Consider the following 24,185-nt stretch of genomic DNA (forward strand, 5'->3'; position numbering starts at 1 on the left):
ACGTGAGCCATGATCAACGTAGACCTGCAACAACTCATCCAGGCGCTGGACGCCGAAACCCGTCGCGATCTGGAGCGTTCGGCTGAACGTTGCGTGGCCCGTGGCGGCAGCAAGATCCTCGTCGAAGACCTGCTGCTGGGTCTGCTGGAACGTCAGAATGGCTTGCTGTCCCGCGCTTTGCAGGATGCCGATGTCGACGCCGGTGAACTGAGCGCCGCGCTGCAATCTCGCGTTGAACACAGCGCCTCGCGCAACCCGGTGTTTGCCCCGGAACTGGTGCAGTGGCTGCAAGACGCGCTGCTGGTGGCCAACCTCGAACTGGGCCAGACCCAGGTCGAAGACGCCGCGTTGATCCTCGCGCTGCTGCGCAACCCGATGCGTTACGCCGGCAGCCGTTACCAGCCGCTGCTCGCCAAGCTGAACATCGATCGCCTGAAGGAATTTGCCCTGTCGCAACAGGAGCAACCGGCCGCCAACGGCAAGCCGGCGGCGCAAGGCGAATCGCTGCTGCAGCGCTTCACGCACAACCTGACCCAACAGGCCCGCGACGGCAAACTCGACCCGGTGCTGTGCCGCGATGGCGCGATCCGGCAGATGGTCGACATTCTCGCCCGTCGCCGCAAGAACAACCCGATCGTGGTCGGTGAGGCCGGCGTCGGTAAAACCGCCATCGTTGAGGGCCTGGCCTCGCGCATCGCTGCTGGTGAAGTGCCGCAGGTGCTCAAGGGCGTCGAGCTGTTGTCGCTGGACATGGGCCTGCTGCAGGCCGGCGCCAGCGTCAAAGGTGAATTCGAGCGGCGTCTCAAAGGCGTGATCGACGAGGTCAAAGCCTCGCCTAAACCGATCATCCTGTTCATCGACGAAGCCCACACCCTGATCGGCGCTGGCGGCAATGCCGGTGGTTCCGACGCGGCCAACCTGCTGAAACCGGCACTGGCCCGTGGCGAACTGCGCACCATCGCCGCCACGACCTGGGCCGAGTACAAGAAATACTTCGAGAAGGACCCGGCGCTGGCCCGTCGCTTCCAACCGGTGCAACTGCATGAGCCGACTGTCAGCGAAGCGGTGACCATTCTCCGTGGTCTGGCGCAGGTCTACGAGAAGAGCCACGGCATCTACCTGCGGGATGACGCGGTGGTCTCCGCTGCCGAGTTGTCCGCCCGCTATCTGGCCGGTCGCCAACTGCCGGACAAAGCTGTCGACGTGCTCGACACCGCCTGTGCCCGCGTGCGCATCAGCCTCGCCGCCGCCCCGGAAAGCCTCGAACGCCTGCGTGGCGAATTGGCCGAAGGTGGCCGTCAACGTCAGGCTCTGCGCCGCGATGCCGAGGCTGGTCTGCTGATTGACCACGAAGCGCTGGATGCGTTGGAAGCGCGACTGGACGAAGCCGAAAGCGAAATGGTCGCGCTGGAAAGCCTGTGGACCGAACAGAAACAGCTGGCCGAGCGCCTGCTGGAACTGCGTCAGCAACTGGCCAAGGCCCGTGAAGCTGCCGCTGTCGAGCCGACCGTCAGCGTTGAAGAAGACGCCGAAGGCACGGTGATCGAAACCCTCGTTGCCGAGGTCGAGGAAGGCCAGAGCGTCGAAGCGCTGGAGGCCGAGCTGAATAAGACCCACAGCGCCCTGACCGCTGCGCAGGTCAAGGAGCGTCTGGTCAGCTTCGAAGTCTGCCCGCGTCTGGTCGCCGAAGTGATCAGCGCCTGGACCGGCGTGCCCCTGGCGCAACTGGCCCGCGAACACAACGCCAAGGTCGCGAGTTTCGCCACCGACCTGCGCACGCGCATCCGTGGTCAGGAACAAGCCGTGCATGCTCTGGATCGCTCGATGCGCGCCACGGCGGCAGGCCTGAACAAACCGGACGCGCCGGTCGGCGTGTTCCTGCTGGTCGGCCCGAGCGGCGTCGGCAAGACCGAAACCGCGCTGGCCCTGGCTGACCTGCTGTACGGCGGTGACCGCTTCATCACCACCATCAACATGTCCGAGTTCCAGGAGAAGCACACCGTCTCGCGTCTGATCGGTGCGCCACCGGGCTACGTCGGTTATGGCGAGGGCGGCATGCTCACCGAAGCGGTGCGCCAGAAGCCGTATTCGGTGGTGCTGCTCGATGAAGTCGAGAAGGCCGATCCGGACGTACTCAACCTGTTCTACCAAATCTTCGACAAGGGCGTGGCCAACGATGGCGAAGGTCGCGAAATCGACTTCCGCAACACTTTGATCCTGATGACCTCGAACCTCGGCAGCGACAAGATCAGCGACCTCTGCGAAAACGGCGCGCGCCCGACCGCCGAGTTGCTGGAAGAAACCATTCGTCCGGTGCTGAGCAAACACTTCAAACCGGCGCTGCTGGCGCGGATGAAAGTGGTGCCGTACTACCCGGTCGGCGGCCCGGTGCTGCGCGAGCTGATCGAGATCAAGCTCGGTCGTCTCGGCGAGCGCCTCAACCGTCGTCAGCTGGATTTCAGCTGGTGCCAGAACCTCGTCGACCACCTGTCCGAGCGTTGCACGCAAAGCGAAAGCGGCGCGCGCCTGATCGACCATCTGCTCGATCAGCACGTGCTGCCGCTGGTAGCCGATCGTTTGCTCGATGCGATGGCCACCGGTGAAAGCCTCAAGCGTGTGCATGCCACGCTCGACGGCAACGCCAGCGTGACGTGCGAGTTCGCCTGAGGTGGGTGTGATGTTCACTCAAGTGCCGCAGCCACTGGTCTATGCCGAAGCCTTGCTGGCGCAGTTCGCCAGCCTGTCGCGCGCGGCGGACGGTGCTGCGCTGCTGGGTGACTTCGTGCGCGGGTTGGCCGAGCTGAGCGGTTGCGAATTGACCCAGCTGTACCTGCTCGACGCCACCCACACCTGCCTGGGGATGAACGCCGAATGCCTCGACGGCGCGCTGCAACCGCGCGCCGCCACCAGCCTGCCGGCGGACTACAACGGTGAGCAACTGCTGCAATTCGCTCTGTGCCAGAACCGCGTGGTGTGCCTGGATGATCTGGGTGCCAGCCTGCACGAAACCAGTTTCCTGCCGGCCACCGCCGGTGCCTGGCAATCGCTGCTGTGCGTGCCGCTGGTCAATCAGCAGAAGGCAGTAGAAGGCCTGTTGCTGTGCGCCAGTCGCCGTCACGTCGATCTGCAAGGTTTTGCCGATTCCCTCGGCCAGCTCGGCTCGTTCGTCCTTGGTCAGTTGCACTTGCTGCAACGCCTGCGTCAGCCGGTCGGGGTCGAGACACCAGTGAGTCGTAGCGTGCCGAGTCTTAACGGCTATGGCCTGATCGGCAAGAGCGCGGCGATGCGCCAGACCCACTCGCTGATCAGCAAAGTCCTGCACAGCCCGTACACAGTGCTGTTGCGCGGCGAGACCGGCACCGGCAAGGAAGTGGTGGCGCGGGCGATTCACGATTGCGGTCCCCGTCGCTCCCAGGCGTTCATCGTGCAGAACTGCGCAGCGTTCCCGGAAAACCTGCTGGAAAGCGAGCTGTTCGGCTACCGCAAGGGCGCTTTCACTGGCGCTGATCGCGACCGCGCCGGACTGTTCGATGCGGCCAACGGCGGCACCTTGTTGCTCGATGAAATCGGTGACATGCCGCTGTCGCTGCAGGCGAAGATTCTGCGGGTGTTGCAGGAAGGCGAGATCCGCCCGCTGGGTTCCAACGACACGCACAAGATCGACGTGCGCATCATCGCCGCGACGCACCGCGACCTGGCGGTGCTGGTCAGCGAAGGCAAATTCCGCGAGGACTTGTACTACCGCCTGGCACAGTTCCCGATCGAACTGCCGGCCCTGCGTCAGCGCGAAGGCGACATCCTCGATCTGGCCCGGCACTTCGCCGACAAGGCCTGCGCTTACCTGCAGCGCGACCCGGTGCGTTGGTCCGACGCGGCGCTTGAACACCTGTCCGGTTACACCTTCCCCGGCAACGTGCGGGAACTCAAGGCATTGGTCGAGCGCGCGGTGCTGTTGTGCGAGGGCGGCGAATTGCTGGCCGAGCATTTCTCCCTGCGCATGGAACCGATGCCCGAAGACCACAGCGGCCTGAACCTGCGCGAACGCCTGGAGAAAGTCGAACGCACTTTGTTGCTCGACTGCCTGCGCAAGAACGACGGCAACCAGACCCTCGCTGCCCGCGAACTGGGCCTGCCGCGCCGCACGCTGCTCTACCGCCTCGGGCGGTTGAATATCAACCTGGGTGACTTCGATGGTTGACGTGAACACTTATTGGAAGGCGAATTCCCCTGTGGCGAGGGAGCTTGTCGAATCGTCGCACCGTCCCGCTCGGCTGCGCAGCAGTCGCAACCCGATGAACTCGGTTTCCCTGAGGCACCGCAGTGTCTGGTTTTGGGGCTGCTGCGCACCCCGGCGGGAGCAAGCTCCCTCGCCACAAATTGCTCATTTGCCACAAGAGGTGCGTGCGCCTCGCTGGTCTGGCTCAAGGCCCCGATGTAGAGCCTTCGAGACCGCCCAAAGAATTAATTTCAGCGCCGCCCGCAAGGGTCGGCGCTTTGTGCTTTGTCTACCCCTGGAGACCCTCTGATGTCTGTTCGTCACTGGCACGCTGTCCTGCTGACCCTCGTCGTTCTATGCGGCCTTGGCGGCTGTAGCGGCAATTACAAATTCAACGACAACGACTATCGCCCGTTGGGTGATCCGCAAGCGGTCAATCGCGGCAAGTGACCGCAAGGAGCATCAAACATGGAATTGGTTTTCGAAATGCTGAACACCAAGCAGTTCGTGCCCACCGAGTTGTGCCAGAAGACCTTCAAACAGGCCGGCGGCGTGATCGGGCGGGGCGAGGACTGCGACTGGATCATTCCTGATCGCAAGCGTCATCTGTCCAATCACCACGCGATTGTCAGCTACCGCGAAGGCACGTTTTTCCTCACCGACACCAGCAGCAACGGGGTTCAGGACGGCGACAGCGGCGCACGCCTGCACAAGGGCGAACCGGTGCGCATCGAGCACGGCAGCACCTACGTGCTCGGTGACTTCGAGATTCGTGCGCGGCTGGTGCGTGACCCGGCGACGTTCGATGGTGAAGTCGGCCGTCCGCGTGCCGCCGGCAGCATCATTCCGGACGACGCCTTCCTCGACCTGGACCCGCTGAACGCGATTGAGCAGCAAGAGCGCGTCTATTCGGAAATCGACGAACTGTTGGCCCCGACCGCCAAGCCCGAAGACTCCCGTCAGCGTGCCGACTATGCACGCATCGACATGGAAAGCCTGATGGTGCCGGAGCTGATCGCCCCGGTTGAACCCGAGCCAGCTCCGGCCCCGAAGGTCGTCGAGCGGCAGAGCGAAGGCTTCTGGGAGCATTTCGGCGCGGCGCTGGGCGTTGACGTCAAAGGCCTGGATCACGACGCTCGCGAAGCTTTGGCACTCAACGCCGCGCGTCTGCTGCGGCAGAGCATCGGCGGTTTGCAGCAGAGCCTGCGCACCCGTTCGGAGCTGAAAAACGAACTGCGTCTGGCCCAGACCACCGTGCAAGGCACCAACAAGAACCCGCTGAAATTCGCCGTCGATCCGAGCGAAGCACTGGAGATTCTGTTGCAGCCGCACAAGCCTGGTCATCTCCCTGCCGAGCAGGCGATCTCCCGTGCGTTCCGCGATCTGCAAGCGCATCAGGTCGCGCTGCTTACCGCCAGCCGCGCCGCCGTGCGCGGCACCCTGGAGCACTTCTCGCCGGAGCAACTGACCCTGCGTTTCGAGCGCGACAACAAGCCGTTGATCGCCACGTCGGGCGGGCGCTGGAGAGCGTTCGGCCGTTACCACCAGGCACTGCGTCAGGACGATGACTGGAGCGAGCGCCTGCTGGCCCGCGATTTCGCCCAGGCCTACGAAGAACAGATCCGCCTGATCTCCACCCTCCACACCGACCACCAAGGATGATGCGCATGTCTCGCCGCTCGACCGCTTTTTTCAAGACGCTGACTGCGCTCACCGTACTGGTGCTGCTCGCCGGTTGCTCGTCGCTGTCGCCGTACTCGAAAGTGACCAAAGTCAATCTGAAGCTGACCGGCAGCGATCAGCTCAACCCGGACCTCAACGGTCGTCCGTCGCCGATCGTCGTGCGCCTGTTCGAACTCAAGCACCCGGTGACTTTCGAGAACGCTGATTTCTTCAGCCTCTACGAGCGCGCCAAGGAATCCCTCAACCCGGATCTGGTGGCCAGCGAAGAACTCGAACTGCGCCCGGGTGAGACCGTGGAAATGAAGCTCAGCGTGGAGGAGGGCAGCCGCTACGTCGGCGTTCTTGCCGCCTACCGCGATCTGCCGGAAACCAAGTGGCGCTACACCGTGCAGGTCACGCCGCTGGAACTGACCGATGCCGATCTGACCCTGGATCAGGCCGGTATCCGCAACACCCATGAAGCGCTCGCCAAGGCGGATGACTGATCATGAATACCCATAAAGTCATTTGGCAGGAAGGCATGCTGCTGCGGCCGCAGCACTTCCAGCACAACGATCGCTACTACGATCACCAGATGAAAACCCGCACCCAGTTGCTGGGTGGCTACACCTGGGGTTTCCTCAATCTGGAGATCGACCTGCAGTTCCTCAACATGGGCAAACTGGTGATCAGTGCCGCGTCGGGAATCCTGCCGGACGGCAGCCTGTTCGAACTCGGCGGCAACACCGAGCCGCTGGCGCTGGACGTGCCGCCGAACACCGGCAACACGCCGATTTACCTGGCGCTGCCGTTGGTCACCGGTAACCACATCGAAGCGCGCCGTCCGGAGCAATCCGACGTGCTGGCGCGGTACACCGCGTATGACGCCGAAGTGGCTGACTCCAACGCCGGCGACGATTCCGCCAGCCAGGTCAGCTGTGGCCGCCCGGACTTCAAACTGTTGCTCGGCGAGCAGCAGAGTGATCAGGCCTACGTGAAGTTGAAGATCTGCGACGTGCTCGACACCACGCCGGACGGCGTGATCAGCCTCGATCCGGATTTCGTACCGACTTACATTCAGGCCCACGCTTCCAGTTATCTGCTGTCGTGCCTGAAAGAAGTCATCAGCATGCTCAACCACCGTGGCGACACGATTGCCGAGCGGATTCGCTCCAACGGCAAGGTCGGCGGTGCGGAAGTCGGCGACTTCATGATGCTGCAACTGATCAACCGCACCGAACTGCTGCTGCGCCATTACCTCGGTCTGGAGCAGGTGCACCCGGAAGAGTTGTACCGCACGCTGCTGACCATGCTCGGTGATCTGGCGACCTTCTCCAGCGACAGCAAGCGCCCGCGTCTGGACAGCCGTTATTCCCACGCCGATCAGGGCGCGAGCTTCCGCAAACTGATGGAAGCGATTCGTCAGGTGCTGTCGATGGTGCTGGAACAGCACGCCATCGAACTGATCCTGCAGGCGCGTCAGTACGGGATCATCGTTTCGCCGTTGCACGACCACAAACTGCTCGGCTCGGCGTCGTTCGTGCTGGCGGCAAGTGCCAACTGCGACTCCGAAGAACTGCGCCACCGCTTGCCGGCGCACCTCAAGGTCGGCCCGGTGGAGCGCATCCGCCAACTGGTCAACCTGCACCTGCCGGGGATCAAGGTCAAACCGTTGCCGGTGGCCCCGCGGCAGATCGCGTTCCACTCGAACAAAACCTACTTCATCCTCGAACTCAGTTCCGAAGACCTGGCGCAACTCGAGCGCTCCGGCGGCTTCGCGTTCCACGTGTCCGGCGAATTCGCCGAGCTTGAACTGAAATTCTGGGCCATCAGGAACTGACCGACATGATCAAGGAAACGGATTACAACCAGGACGACAAAACCGTCCTGCTCGATCGTCAGGGCCACGGACCGGCAGCCAGTCCGCTGACCGACTTCGCCGCGCCGCCGCGCTTCGAGCAACTGGAAGAACGGATGATCTACGCCGCGCGCCTGCGCCCGGCGGAGGCCTTCAACATCAGCCTCAATTCGCTGGTGGCGGCGTCGTCCGAACTGCTCTCGGAAGTAGTGCGCCTCAAGCACAGCGAAACCCGCGAAGACCTCTACGCGCTCAACGAGCGCCTGACCGCCGGGCTCAAGCTGTTTGAAGTGCGCGCGTTGCACAACGGCGCCGAAAGCAGTCAGGTGATGGCCGCCCGTTACGTGCTCTGCACCGTGGTCGACGAAGCTGTCGTGACCACACCGTGGGGCAACGAAAGCGAGTGGTCGCAGATGAGCCTGCTCAGCAGCTTCCACAACGAGACCTTCGGTGGCGAGAAGTTCTTCCAGCTGCTTGATCGCCTGTCGAAGAACCCGGTCAAACACCTGCCGATGCTTGAGCTGATGTACCTGTGCCTGTCCCTCGGTTTCGAGGGCAAGTACCGCGTGCAGGCGCGTGGCATGCTCGAACTCGAAGGCATCCGCGACGCCCTGTACCGGCAGATCCGCCAGTTGCGTGGCGACGTGCCGCGCGAGTTGTCGCCGCACTGGGAAGGCCTCAACGATCAGCGCCGCAACCTGGTGCGCATCGTGCCGGCGTGGATGGTGGTGTTGTTCACTTTCGTCTGCCTGGTGGTGATGTATTCGGGCTTCGCCTGGGTTCTGGGCGAGCAGCGCGACACCGTTCTGCAACCCTATCAGCCGATCGATCCGGCCGCGGTTCAACCGCAGTCGCAGCCGTAACAGGGACGTGTGATGAAAAAGTTTTTCAAGAAAGTCGGCGCCTTCCTGCGCAAGACCTGGGTCTGGACCTTGCTGCTGGTGCTGTTTGTGGCATTGCTGGTGTGGTTCGTCGGCCCGTTGTTGGCGGTGGATGACTACAAGTTCTGGGAGAGCGCGACCTCGCGCCTGCTGACCATCAGCGTGCTGTTCCTGATCTGGGGCCTGACCATGGTCTTCGTCAGCTGGCGCGCGGGCATCCGCAAGAAAGCCGTCGAAGAAACCGAAGACGGTCAGGATCGCATTCGTCGTGATGAGCTGATCGAAGAAGAGCAGAAAGAGTTGAAGGCGCGCTTCAAGGACGCGCTGAAAACCCTGAAGACTTCGAGCCTGTATCGTGGCCGCAGCGAACGCTGGCGCAACGACTTGCCGTGGTACCTGTTGATCGGTCCGCAGGCTTCCGGCAAGACCAGCCTGCTGGACTTCTCCGGGCTGGAATTCCCGATCAACAAGATCGACCGCAAGCTGACCCGCGACACCCTCGGCACCCGTCATTGCGACTGGTACTTCGCCGACCACGGTGTGCTGATCGACACCGCCGGGCGTTACACCACACAGCCGGACGCGGAAGTCGACGGCAGCGCCTGGACCACCTTGCTCGAGTTGCTGCGCAAGCGTCGTCGCGGGCGTCCGTTGAACGGTGTGCTGGTGACCATTCCGGTGGAATCCCTCACCGGTGGCAGCGAGCAGGACATCGACACCCTGGCGCGCCAGGTGCGCGGTCGTCTGCAAGACGTCTATCAGAAACTGCACGTCGATGTGCCGGTGTATCTGGTGCTGAGCAAAGCAGACAAGCTGCTCGGTTTCGACGAGTTCTTCGATCAACTGACCCGCGAAGAAAGCGATCAGGTGCTGGGGACCAGTTTCCGCAAGGATCAGGTCGGCACCGACGTCGCGGTACTGCGCGGCGAGTTCGAAGAGCTGCTGCGGCGCCTGAACAATCAGGTGATCATGCGCATGCACTCCGAGCGCGATACCCAGCGCCGTGGCCGCATCCTCGACTTCCCGCATCAACTGGGGCAGATCGGCGAGCGCCTGTGCCTGTTCGTGGATATGGCGTTCACCGGCAACCGCTACCAGCGTGCGACGCTGTTGCGTGGTTTCTACCTGACCAGCGCTCCGCATCTGACGCAGGAAATGGACGCGACCACCGCCGGCATCGGCGCCAACCTGGGCATGAATGCCGGTGTGCTGCCGACCCTGCGCAGCGGCCGTTCGCGCTTCATCCATCATCTGCTCAGCCGGGTGATCTTCCCGGAATCGGATCTGGCCGGTCTGGACAAGCGCGAGCGCAGCCGCATTCATTGGGGCCAGCGTGCGTTGTACGTTGGCGCATTGGCGGCACTGGCGCTGTTCGGCATGCTCTGGGCCGGTGGTTTCTCGGCCAACTATGAGCGTCTGGAAAACCTGCGCACACTGGCGCAGAACTGGACTCAGCAGCGTTCAGCGCTGACCCCGCGTGATGATGCGATGGGCGTGCTGAAAACCCTCGACACCAGCTACGCCGCGACTCAGGTGTTCCCGAAGAAGGGCGACGTTTCGTACCACGAACGTGGCGGTCTGTATCAGGGCGAAGACGTCAATCCGGTGGTCAGGCAAGCCTACGAGCATGAGCTCGAAGCGCAATTGCTGCCAAGGGTCGCGACCCTCCTTGAAGGGCAGATCCGCGCCAACATGAAGGACCGCGACAAGCTGCTCAACAGCCTGCGTGCGTACCTGATGCTGAACATGAAGGACCGTCGCGACGCGGCGTGGCTCAAGGACTGGGTCGCCACTGACTGGTCGCAGCGCTACACCGGCAACACTGCGGTGCAGAACGGTCTGAACACCCACCTTGAGCGCCTGCTGAAGCAGCCGTTCATCTACCCGCTGAACGATCAACTGGTGACTCAGGCACGTCAGGTGCTGCGCGCCGAATCGCTGGCCACCGTGGTCTACCGCATGCTCCGCGAGCAGGCACGCAACCTGCCGGAGTACCGTTTCAGCCAACACCTCGGCCCGCAGGGTTCGCTGTTCATCGGCACCGAATACGTGATCCCGGGGTTCTACACCCAGCAGGGTTATCAGCAGTACTTCTCGGTGCAGGGTTCGGCGCTGGTCACCGACATCCTGCGTGACAACTGGGTGCTGGGCGAAGGTGCGGGCATCAGCGACATGGACTTGCGTCGCTTGATGGTCGAACTGGAGCAACTGTACTTCCGCGACTACGCCAACTACTGGAGCGAAGCCGTTGGCCAGGTGGCCTTGCCGCCGATCAGCGACGCCGGTGAAGGCGCCGAGCAACTGGCGGGCCTGACGTCGGCCAACTCGCCGGTGCTGGCATTGCTGACTGAAGTGCGCGAGAACACGCGCTTCCCCGCGGCTGCCGATCCGGTGGATGAAGCTGGTGATGCCGCCGATGCACTGGCAGGGCAGAAGGGCAAACTGGGCAAGGTCGGCAAACTGGCCTCGGCTGTCGCCGACAAGGCTTCGGCGCTGAACGTGGCGAAGAGCCTCCCGGATACCGCGAAGAAATCCCTGCAACGTCGCTTCGAGCCGCTGCATCGTTTGCTCGATGACAACAACGGCCCGGCCGCTGACCTGACCCCGGCCCTCACCGCGCTCAACGACCTGCAACTGCAACTGTCCGGTCTGGCCCGTTCCAGCACGCCGGAACAGGCCGCGTTCGAAATGGCGAAAACCCGCATGAGCGGCCAGCGTGATGCGCTGACCAACCTGCGTGCGGCCTCGGGTCGCCTGCCGCGTCCGCTGAGCGTGTGGTTCAACGTGCTGGCCGAGGACTCGTGGCGCCTGGTGCTCAACGACGCTTACCAATACCTGAACGGCCGTTATCAGAACGAGCTGTACAGCGTGTATGGCAAAACCATCAGCAAGCGTTATCCGTTCAGCGCCAGCAGCACCAGCGACGTGGCGATCAGCGACTTCCGCGAGTTCTTCCGCGCTCAAGGCACCGTCGACCGCTTCTTCGACAGCTACATGCGTCCGTTCGTCAGCGGTGATCCGGGCAACTACCGGATGCGCAGCGTCGACGGTCACAGCCTGCCGGTATCGAAGATGTACCTCGACCAGATGGCGGCGGCGCTGACGATTCGCCAGAGCTTCTTCTCGATCAACCCGGCCGAGCCGACCGTGCAGTTCAAACTGGAACCGTACACCCTCGATCCGGCGGTGAGCCGTTCCGAGTTCAAGTTCGGTGACAAGACCATCGAGTACCGTCACGGTCCGATTGTGCCGGTGTCGTTCAAGTGGCCGACCGATGCTGAAGACGGTCGCACCAGTCTGGTGATGGACAAGATGGCGGGGCGTCCGATCGGTATCGAGAAGAACTCCGGCCCATGGTCGCTGTTCCGTCTGTTCGACCTGATGCAGACCGAGTACCTGACCGGACGCGACGTGCTGGTGCTGAAAGCCGACGTGGGTGGCCTGCGCGCCAACTACCTGCTGACCAGCCAGCGCACGCCGAACCCGTTCGACATGGGCGTGCTGCGCACCTTCCGTATGCCGGTGCAGCTCTGATGCTGGTGGCCAGTCCCTGGCGCAGCGCGGCGCGTACCGACCCGGGCAAGGTGCGGGCGCGCAACGAAGATGCCTTCCTCGACTCGCCACAGCAGGGGCTGTGGGTGGTCGCGGACGGCATGGGCGGTCATCAGGGTGGCGACATCGCCAGCCAGTTGATCGTCGCCAGCCTGGCTGAACTGCCGCAGCACGAGGACTTCGACGAACGCCTCAAAGCCATCCGCCAGTGCCTGCACTGGTTGAATCGGCGTTTGGGGCAGGAGTTGACGGTCACCGCCGGACGCCACGACAGCATCATGGGCAGCACCGTCGTGGCGCTGTTGGTGGAAGGCAGTCGCGCGGCCTGCATCTGGGCCGGCGACAGCCGTTGCTACATGTGGCGTGGGCAGCGGCTGTATCAGCTGTCCAAAGACCATTCGCTGCAACAGCAACTGATCGACGAACAACAGATGAGCGTTGAACAGGCGGCGGCGCATCCGGCGGCTCAGGCGTTGACCCGAGCCGTCGGCGCCGCCGAACAGCTGACCCTGGATGTCCTCGAACTCGAGGTCTATCCGGGCGATGCGTTTTTGCTGTGCAGCGATGGTTTGTATCAGGGCCTGAGCAGCGATGCCCTCGGCAACGCCCTCAGCCTCAGCGCGCCGCATGTGGCGCTGGAACGTCTGTTCGACGGTGCCCTGCGGGGCGCCGCCCGGGACAACCTGACTGCCGTGGTGATCCGCCAATGACTGAAATCGAATCCTCAGTCGATGACTTGCTGATGAGCGAAGAGCAGGCCAGCAACCTGACCTACTTCGCCTTCGCCAAGGCAAACAACGCAGAGCCGCTGCTGGCGCCGACCAAGGCCAGCATCGGTGCACTGCCGGACGTACTCGCCGGCCGCTACCACCTCGAGCGTCTGCTCGGGGCGGGCGGCATGGGTGCGGTTTACAGGGCGCGAGATCTGCTGCACGAGCAGTTCGGCGATCCCGACCCTTACATTGCGCTGAAAATCCTCAGCGAAGAATTTGCCGAATCGCCGGACGCCAGTGCCTTGCTCTACAGCGAGTTCGCCCTGACCCGACGCCTGCGCCACGACAACGTCGTGCGTGCGCACACCTTTGAAGTCGACACCGACTGCCAGCGGGCCTTCATCACCATGGAATACATGCGTGGCCTGACCCTGGACAAATTGCTCTGCGAGCGGCCCCTCGGCCTGCCGTGGAAAGAAACGCGCGACATCGCGCTGCCGCTGCTCGACACGCTGGCCTACGCCCACCGTCGCGGCGTGCTGCACGGTGACATGAAACCGAGCAATGTCATGCTCAGCGAAGACGGCCTGCGCCTGTTCGACTTCGGTCTCGGCCAGGCAGACGAGGGCGTGTTGCCCGGTCTGCCACACCTGAGCCGCGAGCGTTTCAACGCCTGGACCCCGGGCTACGCCGCCCCCGAACTGCTTGAGGGCCAACCGTTGTCGGCCAGCGCGGACGTGTACGGCGTGGCCTGCGTGATCTATGAACTGGCGAGCGGCAAACACCCGTTCCGCCGCTTGCCCTCGACCCAGGCCCGCGACGAGCACCTTGAGCGCGAGCTGCAAGCCCCGGCGAACTTACCGAAACACGGCTGGCCAGCGCTGCGAACCGCGCTGAGCTTCAATGCGGCAGAACGCACCATCACTGCCCAACAATTGCGTGACGCCTTGGGCGCCACTTCGTCCTGGCTGCAACGGTTGCGACTTCGGGCGTAACGGACGACATTCGAACAGGGAGCGCTTTATGTTCAACCCAGCTAACGAAACCCACTTCAGCCTCAAGGTCGAAGACTACGTGGGCGACCTGCAAGTGCTGTGGTTCACCGGCACAGAAGGCATCAGCCAGCCGTTTCGTTTCGACCTCGAACTGGTCAGCGAAAACCCCGATCTGGACCTGGAAAAGCTCCTGCACAAACAGGCGTTTCTCGCATTCGATCCACAGGGCTCGGGCATTCACGGCCAGATCTACCGCGTCGCCCAGGGCGATGCCGGCAAGCGCCTGACCCGCTACAAGGTCTCGCTGGTGCCTCAGCTGCAATACCTGCATCACCGCACCAACCAGCGCATCTACCAGCAGATGTCGGCGCCGAAAATCATCGCGCTGATCCTCGACGAACACGGGATCAAGGGCAACGCCTACAGCTTCCAGCTGAGCCAGCCGTGCGCGGATCGCGACTACTGCGTGCAGTATGACGAAACCGACCTGCACTTCGTCCAGCGCCTGTGCGAAGAGGAGGGTATTCACTACCACTTCCAGCACAGCGAAAAAGCTCACCTGCTGGTGTTCGGCGACGACCAGACGGTGTTCCCCGACCTCGGCCAGCCGACTGCCTACATACAGGGCAGCGGCATGGTCGCCGAAGAACCGGTGATCAAAGGCTTCAAGCTGCGCCTGGAAACCCGCACCAGCCGCACCACGCGCCGCGACTACGACTTCGAAAAACCGCGCCTGCAAATGGAAGCGGCGTACAAACCGGATGGCGAGAGCACTGAACCGGATCTCGAAGACTACGACTACCCGGGCCGCTTCATCGACCGTGCGCGCGGCAAGTTCCTCAGCCAGCGTGCCCTCGAACGCCACCGCGCCGACTACCGCCAGGCCGAAGGTCGCGGCGACCAGACCAAACTGGTCAGCGGCCACTTCATGGCCCTGTCCGACCACCCGCGCAGCGAGTGGAACGACCTGTGGCTGCTCACCGAAATCTTCCACGAAGGCAAACAGCCGCAAGTCCTCGAAGAAGGCGTGACCAGCGACACCACCGACAACAAGGACGACTTCCACCAGGGCTACCGCAACACCTTCCTCGCCACCCCGTGGGACGTGTTCTACCGCCCGGCCCTCGAACACCCGAAACCGCGCGTGCTCGGCAGCCAGACTGCCATGGTCACCGGCCCCAAAGGCGAAGAAATTCACTGCGACCAATACGGCCGCATCAAAGTCCAGTTCCACTGGGACCGCGAAGGCCTGGCCGACGACAAAACCAGCTGCTGGCTGCGCGTCTCCAGCTCCTGGGCCGGCGACCGCTACGGCGCCATCTCCATCCCGCGCGTCGGCATGGAAGTCCTCGTCACCTTCCTCGAAGGCGACCCCGACCAACCCCTCGTCACCGGCTGCCTGTACCACAAGGAAAACCCGGTGCCGTACGCCCTGCCGGCAAACAAAACCCGCAGCGTCTTCAAAACCCTCAGCTCCCCGGGTGGTGGTGGGTATAACGAACTGCGCATTGAAGACAAAAAAGGCGCGGAGCAGATCTACATCCACGCCCAGCGTGACTGGGACGAAAACATCGAGCACGACCAGAAGATTCGTGTCGGCAATGAACGCCACGACACCGTGGTGAAGAACACTTACACCGAGCTCAAGGCCGAAGAGCACCGCACCACGATCTCCGACCGCAAGGTTGAAGCGAAGCTGGATGATCACCTGACGGTTGGGCAGAACCAGCATGTGAAGCTGGGCACGGCGCAGCTCACCAGCGTGGGCAAAGAGATTCACCTCAAGGCTGGGGACAAGATTGTTATTGAGGCGGGGACGGAGCTGACGATTCTTGGGGGTGGGAGCTTTATCAAGCTCGATGGCGGTGGTGTGACGGTGGTTGGGCCGGTGGTGAAGATTAATGCGGGTGGCTCGCCGGGGAGTGGGACTGGCATCGGGATTAAACCGCCGGTACTGCCGGGGGCGGCGGATAAGGATAAGGCGGGGAGTTTGATGGATCAGGCGTTGTTGAATGCGTCTGAGGAAAAGATCAAACGCAAACCGAAGCGCATGCTCAATTTTTCCGGGTAAGACATCGACGGCAATCCAAGCCACCAGGGATCAGAATTCAGGTAATTGGTAATGACAGAGACAACCAAGAAAGTAGAAAAATGGTCGTATCCCTTGAAAGTAGGGACGGCCGAAGCGACCGATCCGCAGCAGTTCTACAAGGCGTTAGCCAAAGCGAAGGATGGCTATTATCCGCTGGGGGCCAATGGTCTTTGGCATGGTGGTGTTCATTTCGATGAAGCTTCGGGGTTGGTGAAGGATCTGACGGAGGTCAGGTGCATCGCTGATGGAGAAGTCGTCGCATACCGTATTGACGAGAAATATCCGACTTCTGATTTTGGCTCGACGCACTCGGTTTATTCGACGGGGTTTGTGCTGGTTAAGCATCGACTTGAGTTACCGGCACCGTCTACGCCGGCTCCTGCTACTGGTACGGCTGCTGCGACTGGGCCAAGCCTGACGTTCTTCAGTCTCTATATGCACCTACTTGATTGGGAAACCTATAAAGCGAATCCTTCGCTTAAGCCTCCGGGTTTCTGGGGGAAAGGCCTTTATCAAGTAAAGGAAAATCTTCGAACCAAATCATTGGGACTTAGGGTTCGTGAAGGCAATTCGTCTCAAACACCTATTTTGGCAGTACTACCCCGTGGCACTAAGGTACTCACCAAACCGGGACCACCTAACCAAAACTGGCTGGAAGTCGTCAGTGTCACTCCTGAGTTCCCAAGCTTGCCTGTCAATACTGGATGGGTATTTAAGGGGCAAATGAAGCATTTGGGGGGAGACAGCTATCTGGTAGGAGAGGAAGCAAAAGACGCTCCTCCGAACCAAAAGAGCGGTGCTAACGTTCGTGATGCGACCAGCGGTGGGCAACCTATTGCGTTATTACCGGCGGGTACGCAAATCAGAATTAGCGATGAACAAGCCGCGAGGCAGTATCGAAAGCTAGTTGAGATTGTAGGTGGTCAGCCTATTCCAGCAATTGAGGTTAGTAGTGACGGTAAATTGCCTGGATTTGTTTGGCTTGAAGATTTGGAAGCCAAGAACGAGCCACATGCCCCTATTGGGCAGGTGGTTCCACTGCCTCAGACCTACAAAATTAAGGCCGGTGAGGTGTTGGGGCATGTTGGGAAATATCAGACCCATACAGATGCCGCTCCGAAAAATTTATTACACCTGGAAGTTTTCAGCTGTGAGGACGTGGAATCTTTTACTAGTAAAAGTAAAGAGAAGGCTGTAGGCCTTCCCGCTGCTGAAAAAACAATAGTCAAGATACCAGCAGATACGTGGTTAGTTACTCATGCACCACATATGAATGCCGCGACTCCTCCTAAAGCAGCAGATCCAGGCAACAAAGTGGGCTATGACTTCTATATTCCCGTTGGACTGCTTGAAGCACTACCCGCGGAGAAGAAAATCAAAGAATCTGTAGTGATGGGTACATCGACTTCCACCACCTATTGGTGGCGCCTAGATGGTTTGTTAGGCGACAAAAATGGTAATGGAATTGATGGATGGTTTGCAGAACCCGATACAGTGCTCTCGCGGCACTCTCCGTTTGAGTGGAACGGATTCACCTTTATTAACGAAACCACAAGCAATGTCGACCACCTAGCAGCTTTTCTGCATGCTCAAGAGAGTCTCGATGAGCAAGAGCGTGAGTCGTATCTGCCGAATGTAGAGACCGCCCTAGCGGGTTCTGTTAACGAGACGCTGTACAAAATTCTCGACAGAAATGGAGATAAAAAACTCGCGCCGTCTGAAATTGCGGAGGCGTTGGGCAAACCGTGGTTCTCCCAACCCATATCGCAGATGGTGACGCGATATGAAAATGAATGGGACTATAAAAAAGAAAATTGGGATACTCTGGATGAAATTATTGGCCATAGTGATTCTGATCCTCACAAGGCTTGGCTTGAGGAAAAAGCAAGGATTGAGCGTCTAAGTTGGTGGGGTAAGCTTATAGGACAACATGGTATTACTGCTGATGCTAGCGTTCAGCATATTCATCCGGTTGGTTTGATTTCAAATTGCATGAAGTATTCTTGCGGCTGCTTGAATATTGAAAAGTTCGTGGAGGAGTACAAAAAAGAGCATCAGCATGTATTTGGTTGGTTCGCTAGCAATAATGTCACTCATGTTTCATTGGTGCATCCGCTAAATCAAGAGTCAGAAGATAATCTTAAAAAATTGCTCTCCATGATGATGAAGTTGTGGGGAGAGTATTTTGATGAATGTAATGATGTGTATCTATCTTACATGCTGGCAACTATCAGGGTTGAGTCTTATGACTGGAATAGGGTAGTATTTTTTGCACCTGTTAGCGAAAAAATTTCCTATGCGGATGCTGAGGTTGACTACGGTTCAGGTCCAACTGGGCGACGCGCTAATATGGCGAGATTGAATCATAATACTGAAATTGGTGATGGTTACAAGTATAGAGGGCGAGGGCTTAGCCAGATCACTTGGAAGATAAACTATGAGAAGTTCTCCGCAGGTTTGGGTATTGACTTTACGGGTAACCCAGACCTTGCGTTGGATCTGGAGTATGCGACCAGAATTATGCTTGGTGGCATGCGTGACGGTTTGTTCTCAACTGGAAATACACTGGCAGCACATTTGTCGCCTGGTAGTAAAAACTATGTTTCGGCTCGTAAAATTATCAATGGTACTGACCGGAAAGATGTATTTGCTTTTTATGCGCAAAAATTCGAAGCGCTTTTGACGAGGATTAAAAGTTGAAAACATTATTTTTTATTTTAGCTATTTTATTGCCGTCCATAAGCTGCGCTAAGCCTTTTTTCCCAAAGCATGGGTCATGTACTGATGGCCAGGAAAAGTCAGAAAATTGCGAAATTTTGCTCAATGAAAATGGGTTTTTAGTTGAGGCATCTACAGGCAGTAAATTTTCTGAAGTCTCCGAGAATATGGGAGCGATGAGCTCTAACTGGCTTTATAAATATGGTGAAAAATATGTCTTGGAGCACTTGGATTTTTCATCATCTAAAAGCCGGAGTTGGGTTGTATTTTCCTATGTTGACAAGAAAATTTCTCTCGATAGGGTCTACAGCTTTTCACAAGTTATTTCACCTGCATCGATACCTGCTTGGTATGGGTATGAGTGCCGTGTTAGCGAAAAAAGTCAAATAATTTCTAAGAGTCAAACATTTAGTGATGCAGCAATAAGTTCGTTGTGTGGTGACGCTGTTCAGGATAATCTCGAATTAAAAAAGGAAACGCCAGATTCGTCCATGGGGGTGGATATCGCAATAAAGGTTCCAGTCTATAAAGCAGGAAAAATTGACGGTTCAGCTACGTATTTGTTTTTCGACTCTAATAAGCCCGATATTTTTCAGATGGCATGTTATTCAAATTGCGAGCTTAAGTCTGATGGTGTGGCGATAGCATATATTGGAAGGGTTGCTGAGAAGGCTTGGTTTATAGGCGATATAAAAAAGAATTCGTGCTCTAGTAAAGGCGGTTATAAATATAAACCTTCTTCAGAGAGGATTGTTTTTGAAGGATGTGTAGACGCGGCGGGATTGAATGTAACTGAGTACGCAGAAGATGGGAAAAAGCAGCGAGCTCTGTTTGTAGGGAAGGCAGATGGTGACGGTTATAAAGGCGATTGGGTATCGAAAGCCGGAGATAATAAAAAGTATAGCTTTTTCATGTTTCCCCTAACTGTATACTGATTGTTGAGAGTATGAAATGGGGACAGACCACGTTTTAATAATGATCCGAAAAACGTGGTCTGTCCCCATTTTTACTTAAAGGCAGGGCTTTGAAAATGTTAAAGGCAAAATTTTTTATAGGTACGTGTCTAATTTTTTCAATTGGATCTTTTTGTAATGCCGCAGATTCGAGTTTGACGAGTGCCGATGGTGCGATGCTCAAGTTTTCTTCTTGGGATCAAGGTGCCGCTGTATGGAAGCGCGCTACCTTCTCCAAGATGAACGAAAGCTATGATTTATACGATAGTGGGAGCAAAGCTTCAGTTGACGTAGGTATTAACTCTGATTCTCTTTCACCCAGCAAAAAATATGCGTTGGTTCAGCGAACTGTATTTGGAGAGTTGAGCAATGGGCAAGAGGTGGTTGCCACCGAGAATAATTATTGCGATATGGTTTCAATGGATACTGGTTGCGTACTTTTGTCACGCTCCGCTGAAGCGTGTTCTGGAAGTTGGAAAGGGGGAAATTGGTTGACTGATGGGGGAGAGGTGATTGTGCCGAACTTGGAAACGATTTCTCCTAACAATCTAATAAAGTCAGTGGAATCGATTAATAATGCTTCTGCGAGAGGACTTGCTGTAAAAGACCAACTATTCATGGGGGTCGAATCTTATATGAGTTGCTACCCAGCCAGTAAGAACGTCCAAGCCTTGAACAATGTCGGTTTCTATCTAGCACAAGCAGGTGATGATTCGTCCGCACTGAGGATTTATCGGGGAATCGAAGTAGTTGGTAAGCGGACTGTGCTGATGCTCAATATCGCGGACTCTTTGTGGAATTTGAAAGAAACTTCCGAGGCTGCGAAATATTACAAAAAATACTCTGACGCCATGATCGCGGAAGGTAAAGTCGGAAAAGTGCCTGCACGCGTTGCTGAACGGGCGAAATAGCGACGCGAGGGAGGTTTCGATCCTGGGCGGCATGGGCACCACCGAGGCGTATGTGCGGTGATTGGTAAAGGGGACGGATTTATTTGTTGCGCTCGATCGCTTTGAGTTTGGTTGAGAACTTAAATAGATCTGGCCCGTTTGTCGGTTCTGACTCTATCTTCTTTCGCAGGCCCGTTCACAATTGAACGGATCACTGTGCTTTTTTACGGACGCCAAGGAATGCATATTTTCAGATTCAGCCTCATTTTTTTACTTTCAATACTGTCGCCTGTGGTCATGGCTGAGGGCACGATGATTGCCACCATCCTTCAGGCCGACTTTTCCAAGGACCCGGAAGTCCGGTTGCTTGTCAGAGTCGTTGATGTGGGTGGCGGTTCGGATACCCCTTCAATGGCGGTTCGTAATCAATGCCTGGAGAGGAAGGCGTCCGCAGAACGTCCTGGGCCGGATCCGTGCTTTTCGATAGAGATCACTGAGAGCGATAAGCAACGGGCCATTGTTCGGCAAACGCTATTGAATGATCCTCAGCGCACAACCGATCCTATCTATTTGGAAATTGTTTATCGCTCGGAGGTCAGCGAAAGCGATCCGACGAATCACCATCAGCGATCCGCCACACTGAAGATCGAAGAAAACGGCCTCTACAATTGGAACAATGAGAGCGAACAGGCATTGGCGGACGTAGAGTGGTTTCCCTCGGGAAATGGTGTTCTTGATCTGATGGTTCCTGACGCGGATGCATTGTTGAATTCTGTATTTCGGGATCGTATGAGCCGGCTGGACGAAAGCGATCAGAAAGCACTGAGGGAAACTCAAAGAGCCTGGATGAAATTTCGAGATGCGGAGTGCCAGGCCGACCCGAAATTGCATAAATCAGTTTTCGGTGAGTGGTCCGATGCCTGCCTGATTCGCGCGACGATAGAGCGTGCTCGCCAATTGGCTTTGGCACCGGACAAGAACAGACGTTGAAACGGACAAGTCAGAGCATTGGCGCGAAAGCGTCTACTTGGATGAGCATGAACAAACTTTTCTTTCTCTTTTTTGCGCTATTTCCTTTAGGCGCTCAAAGCGCAGTCACCACCGAATCACTTTGCTTCGAACTATCCCAATCGAGCCCGGTAAAGTTCGAACTCCGGACCTACTACGACGAAGCCAGCAAATGGTCCGGTGGTTTTGTGAAGTACGCCAAATCCAGCGAGCCTATTTCCATTGTGTTGACGGATTCTCAGAATGAAATCCTCGATCCGGACGCGCCTTGGCAGTACACCAGAACTTGGTCCGAAGTCATCAACGGCGAGGTCACGGGCACTTATGAGTTGATGACACAAGGCTCGCAGATCGTCTCGATGTCTTACACAAAGCAGTCCAACGGCAAGGTGTGCAGCTTCGGAATGAATACCAGCATCGACTCCTCTCCGGAGTCCGGATGCAAGTGGGAATAGGGCGAGTACATGCATTTCAAAACTTTAGCGTTATCACTGCTGGGCCTGCTGTGGACGATCCCGTCGCTAGCCGAAACCGCTACGTTCAGCCCAACCCAAGGCGTTGAAGCAACGCTGGTTCTCAAAGGCTCCACGCTGAACGTCGCGGTTAAAGGCGAAACGCATAACGAGTCGCGGACGGTCGATTTTGAAGCCGTAAACGAACTCCACATGCAGTTCGACGATTTCAATTTCGACGGCGCACAGGATTTCGCGATCTGGCAGCTTGATGACGGCATGGGTACTTACGACTACTACCGGGTGTTCATTTACCAAGCCAGAACCGGCACCTTCGAAGAATTGCAGCCGGATTGCGGCGATGGTTTCGTTAATTTGCGCGTCGACAAAAAGCGTAAAGCGTTGCTCAGCACCTACTGGGAAATGAACATACCCAAGCAATGCGTCACCCGGTTCTCCAAACGCAAAGCCTGAATGACTCAAGGAAGAACACAGTGAAACGGTTTGTTGTGGCGAGCTTAGAACGAAGGGTATGTCTCGGGCGTTAGCCTGTTATCAAATGGCGGCTGACAAAGGTAATCAGTTGGGTCTCTTCAAGTGGGGCGATTGGGATCGTCAGGCACCGCGCCGATCAAGGCTAGTCGCTGCATCTGAGTTTTGGGGGCATGTTTGATGCGCTTTCGCACGCGTTGAGCCTGAATCCCTCACGCTAAAACGTTTAATGCTTGAGCATCTGACGACTGCGATTTTCCTTTAAACTCCCCACCCCCAAGGAATGCGCTCAGGACACGGAATGCCAGCCCCCTCGATCTCCCTTCGCCCCGCGTTAGTACTCTGGCTATACGCCGCCTCAATCGTGCACATTCTCGCCGGCCTCACCCTGACCTGGGCCGGTCATTCCGGATTACTCGACGGCTACCTGCACACCCTGGAACTCGCATTCTGGGGCGCCGATGCGGTGCCCGCCGCCGGCCACGAACAACAGGTCTGGTGGCTCGCGCTGTTCGGCGCGACGCTGCAAAGTTATGCGCTGTATATGCTCGCGTTGGTGCATTTGGGTAATCGCTTGAAAGCCCCAGCAGTGTGGGGATGGTTGATCGCCGGCATCCTGTTATGGGCGCCGCAGGACATGTGGCTTTCAGCGCAACGGCAGGTCTGGTCGCATCTGTGGCTCGATGGTTTTGCGTTGCTGGTGTTGTTGCCGCCGCTGGTTTGGCTATATCGCCATGACCGCCGAAAATCCCCTTCAGTAAAGACTCCGAGCTCATCCAGTCCGTTTGCTGGCGGCGCTTTCAAGCGCGTACTGATCACCGGCGGCACCGGGTTTATCGGTGAAGCCTTGGTTAACCAACTGCTCGATGCCGGTCATTCAATCAGCGTCCTGACGCGAGATCCGTCGAACGCCGCCAATTTATTCAACGGCCGCGTCCGCTGTGTGCACTCGCTCAGCGAACTCAGCCGCGACGAAGCCTTCGACGTAGTGATCAATCTCGCCGGCGCACCCGTCGCCGGTCCACGCTGGACTCCCAAGCGTCAGGCGCAACTGCTCGCCAGTCGAGTCGGCACCACCGAAGCCCTGATGATCTGGCTGAAGAACACCAAGCAAAAACCACCGCTGTGGATTCAAGCCTCAGCCATCGGTTTCTACGGCGTGCGCGATGCCAGCGAAAGCCTCGATGAACACGCCAGCAAGGGCGACGGTTTCATGGCCGAACTCTGCGCGCGTTGGGAAGCCGCCGCGCAACCGGCCACTGAGTTTGGCGTGCGTCAGGTGGTGCTACGCCTCGGCGTGGTCTTCGGCCCGGGCGGTGCGTTGACGCCGTTGCTGCTGCCGTTCCGATTGGGCTTCGGCGGGCGCATGGGCGATGGTCGGCAGATCATGAGTTGGGTGCATCGCGATGATGTGCTTCAGGTGATCGCAAGGGCTTTCAATGACGACAGTCTGCGCGGCACCTACAACATGGTGGCGCCGGAAACGGTCAGTCAGGCAGCGTTCGCCGAGCAGGCCGGCAAGGTCCTCAAGCGTCCGGTGTGGTTCCATATTCCCGCCGCGCCAGTGCGTGCAATGGCAGGGGAGATGGCGCAGCTGTTCTTCGACGGTCAGCGCGTGGTGCCGCAGCGTTTGAGCGAGGCGGGCTACACGTTCCGCTATCCGACTCTTGACGCCGCGCTGCGCGATCTGGCCTGAGGATCGC

Annotated in this window: 18 protein-coding genes; all 18 read left to right on the plus strand. The window is 58.4% G+C overall.

The features are described from left to right. Nucleotides 1-9: 9 nt before the first annotated feature. The 18 genes from tssH to NTD85_RS01350 all read left to right on the plus strand — a co-directional run bounded on the left by tssH (nt 10) and on the right by NTD85_RS01350 (nt 24,178). Nucleotides 10-2,667 (plus strand): type VI secretion system ATPase TssH, encoded by a 2,658-nt coding sequence (gene tssH / locus NTD85_RS01265; RefSeq protein ID WP_262141233.1) that lies wholly within the window; start codon nt 10-12, stop codon nt 2,665-2,667. Nucleotides 2,668-2,677: 10 nt separating this feature from the next. Next, nucleotides 2,678-4,198 carry a sigma-54 interaction domain-containing protein gene (locus NTD85_RS01270; RefSeq protein ID WP_045122679.1) on the plus strand — a complete coding sequence of 507 codons (1,521 nt, stop codon included), beginning with the start codon at nt 2,678-2,680 and terminating at the stop codon, nt 4,196-4,198. A 327-nt stretch (nt 4,199-4,525) separates the two neighbouring features. Continuing rightward, nucleotides 4,526-4,666: a hypothetical protein gene (locus tag NTD85_RS01275; RefSeq protein WP_003229566.1), complete on the plus strand. Its 141-nt coding sequence runs from the start codon at nt 4,526-4,528 to the stop codon at nt 4,664-4,666. Between the two features lie 18 nt (nt 4,667-4,684). Beyond that, on the plus strand, nt 4,685-5,878 hold the full coding sequence (gene tagH, locus NTD85_RS01280) for a type VI secretion system-associated FHA domain protein TagH (protein ID WP_003229565.1): 1,194 nt from the start codon (nt 4,685-4,687) through the stop codon (nt 5,876-5,878). Between the two features lie 5 nt (nt 5,879-5,883). Continuing rightward, nucleotides 5,884-6,384: a type VI secretion system lipoprotein TssJ gene (tssJ, locus tag NTD85_RS01285; RefSeq protein WP_003229563.1), complete on the plus strand. Its 501-nt coding sequence runs from the start codon at nt 5,884-5,886 to the stop codon at nt 6,382-6,384. Between the two features lie 2 nt (nt 6,385-6,386). Next, nucleotides 6,387-7,718, plus strand: a complete 1,332-nt coding sequence (tssK, locus tag NTD85_RS01290; protein WP_007962327.1) for a type VI secretion system baseplate subunit TssK — start codon at nt 6,387-6,389, stop codon at nt 7,716-7,718. A 5-nt stretch (nt 7,719-7,723) separates the two neighbouring features. Beyond that, on the plus strand, nt 7,724-8,599 hold the full coding sequence (gene icmH, locus NTD85_RS01295) for a type IVB secretion system protein IcmH/DotU (protein ID WP_103521167.1): 876 nt from the start codon (nt 7,724-7,726) through the stop codon (nt 8,597-8,599). 12 nt (nt 8,600-8,611) lie between these two features. Continuing rightward, on the plus strand, nt 8,612-12,151 hold the full coding sequence (gene tssM, locus NTD85_RS01300) for a type VI secretion system membrane subunit TssM (protein ID WP_262141234.1): 3,540 nt from the start codon (nt 8,612-8,614) through the stop codon (nt 12,149-12,151). Beyond that, the gene (locus NTD85_RS01305; protein WP_041071582.1) at nt 12,151-12,879 is read left to right on the plus strand and encodes a PP2C family protein-serine/threonine phosphatase; all 729 of its coding nucleotides are present in this window, start codon (nt 12,151-12,153) and stop codon (nt 12,877-12,879) included. Before tssM ends, NTD85_RS01305 begins: the two co-directional genes overlap by 1 nt. Beyond that, nucleotides 12,876-13,877, plus strand: a complete 1,002-nt coding sequence (locus tag NTD85_RS01310) for a serine/threonine-protein kinase (RefSeq protein ID WP_097089476.1) — start codon at nt 12,876-12,878, stop codon at nt 13,875-13,877. Before NTD85_RS01305 ends, NTD85_RS01310 begins: the two co-directional genes overlap by 4 nt. Nucleotides 13,878-13,905: 28 nt before the next feature. Further along, entirely contained in the window at nt 13,906-15,948 is a 2,043-nt protein-coding gene (locus tag NTD85_RS01315) for a type VI secretion system tip protein VgrG (RefSeq protein WP_262141235.1), read from the plus strand. 51 nt (nt 15,949-15,999) lie between these two features. Next, nucleotides 16,000-18,669 carry a hypothetical protein gene (locus NTD85_RS01320; RefSeq protein ID WP_262141236.1) on the plus strand — a complete coding sequence of 890 codons (2,670 nt, stop codon included), beginning with the start codon at nt 16,000-16,002 and terminating at the stop codon, nt 18,667-18,669. Further along, on the plus strand, nt 18,666-19,622 hold the full coding sequence (locus tag NTD85_RS01325) for a hypothetical protein (RefSeq protein WP_262141237.1): 957 nt from the start codon (nt 18,666-18,668) through the stop codon (nt 19,620-19,622). The genes NTD85_RS01320 and NTD85_RS01325 overlap by 4 nt, the downstream gene beginning before the upstream one ends. Before the next feature lie 95 nt (nt 19,623-19,717). Then, nucleotides 19,718-20,551 (plus strand): tetratricopeptide repeat protein, encoded by an 834-nt coding sequence (locus NTD85_RS01330; protein ID WP_262141238.1) that lies wholly within the window; start codon nt 19,718-19,720, stop codon nt 20,549-20,551. A gap of 219 nt (nt 20,552-20,770) precedes the next feature. Then, nucleotides 20,771-21,520, plus strand: a complete 750-nt coding sequence (locus NTD85_RS01335; protein ID WP_262141239.1) for a lysozyme inhibitor LprI family protein — start codon at nt 20,771-20,773, stop codon at nt 21,518-21,520. Nucleotides 21,521-21,567: 47 nt separating this feature from the next. Then, on the plus strand, nt 21,568-21,993 hold the full coding sequence (locus tag NTD85_RS01340; protein ID WP_262141240.1) for a hypothetical protein: 426 nt from the start codon (nt 21,568-21,570) through the stop codon (nt 21,991-21,993). Between the two features lie 9 nt (nt 21,994-22,002). After that, complete coding sequence (locus NTD85_RS01345) at nt 22,003-22,464, plus strand: XAC2610-related protein (RefSeq protein ID WP_247267179.1); 462 nt, start codon at nt 22,003-22,005, stop codon at nt 22,462-22,464. Between the two features lie 319 nt (nt 22,465-22,783). Beyond that, nucleotides 22,784-24,178 (plus strand): TIGR01777 family oxidoreductase, encoded by a 1,395-nt coding sequence (locus NTD85_RS01350; protein ID WP_262141241.1) that lies wholly within the window; start codon nt 22,784-22,786, stop codon nt 24,176-24,178. The last annotated feature ends 7 nt before the right edge of the window (nt 24,179-24,185 follow it).

The sequence above is a fragment of the Pseudomonas sp. 13B_3.2_Bac1 genome (assembly GCF_025466205.1).
Classification (GTDB): Bacteria; Pseudomonadota; Gammaproteobacteria; order Pseudomonadales; family Pseudomonadaceae; genus Aquipseudomonas; species Aquipseudomonas fluorescens_H.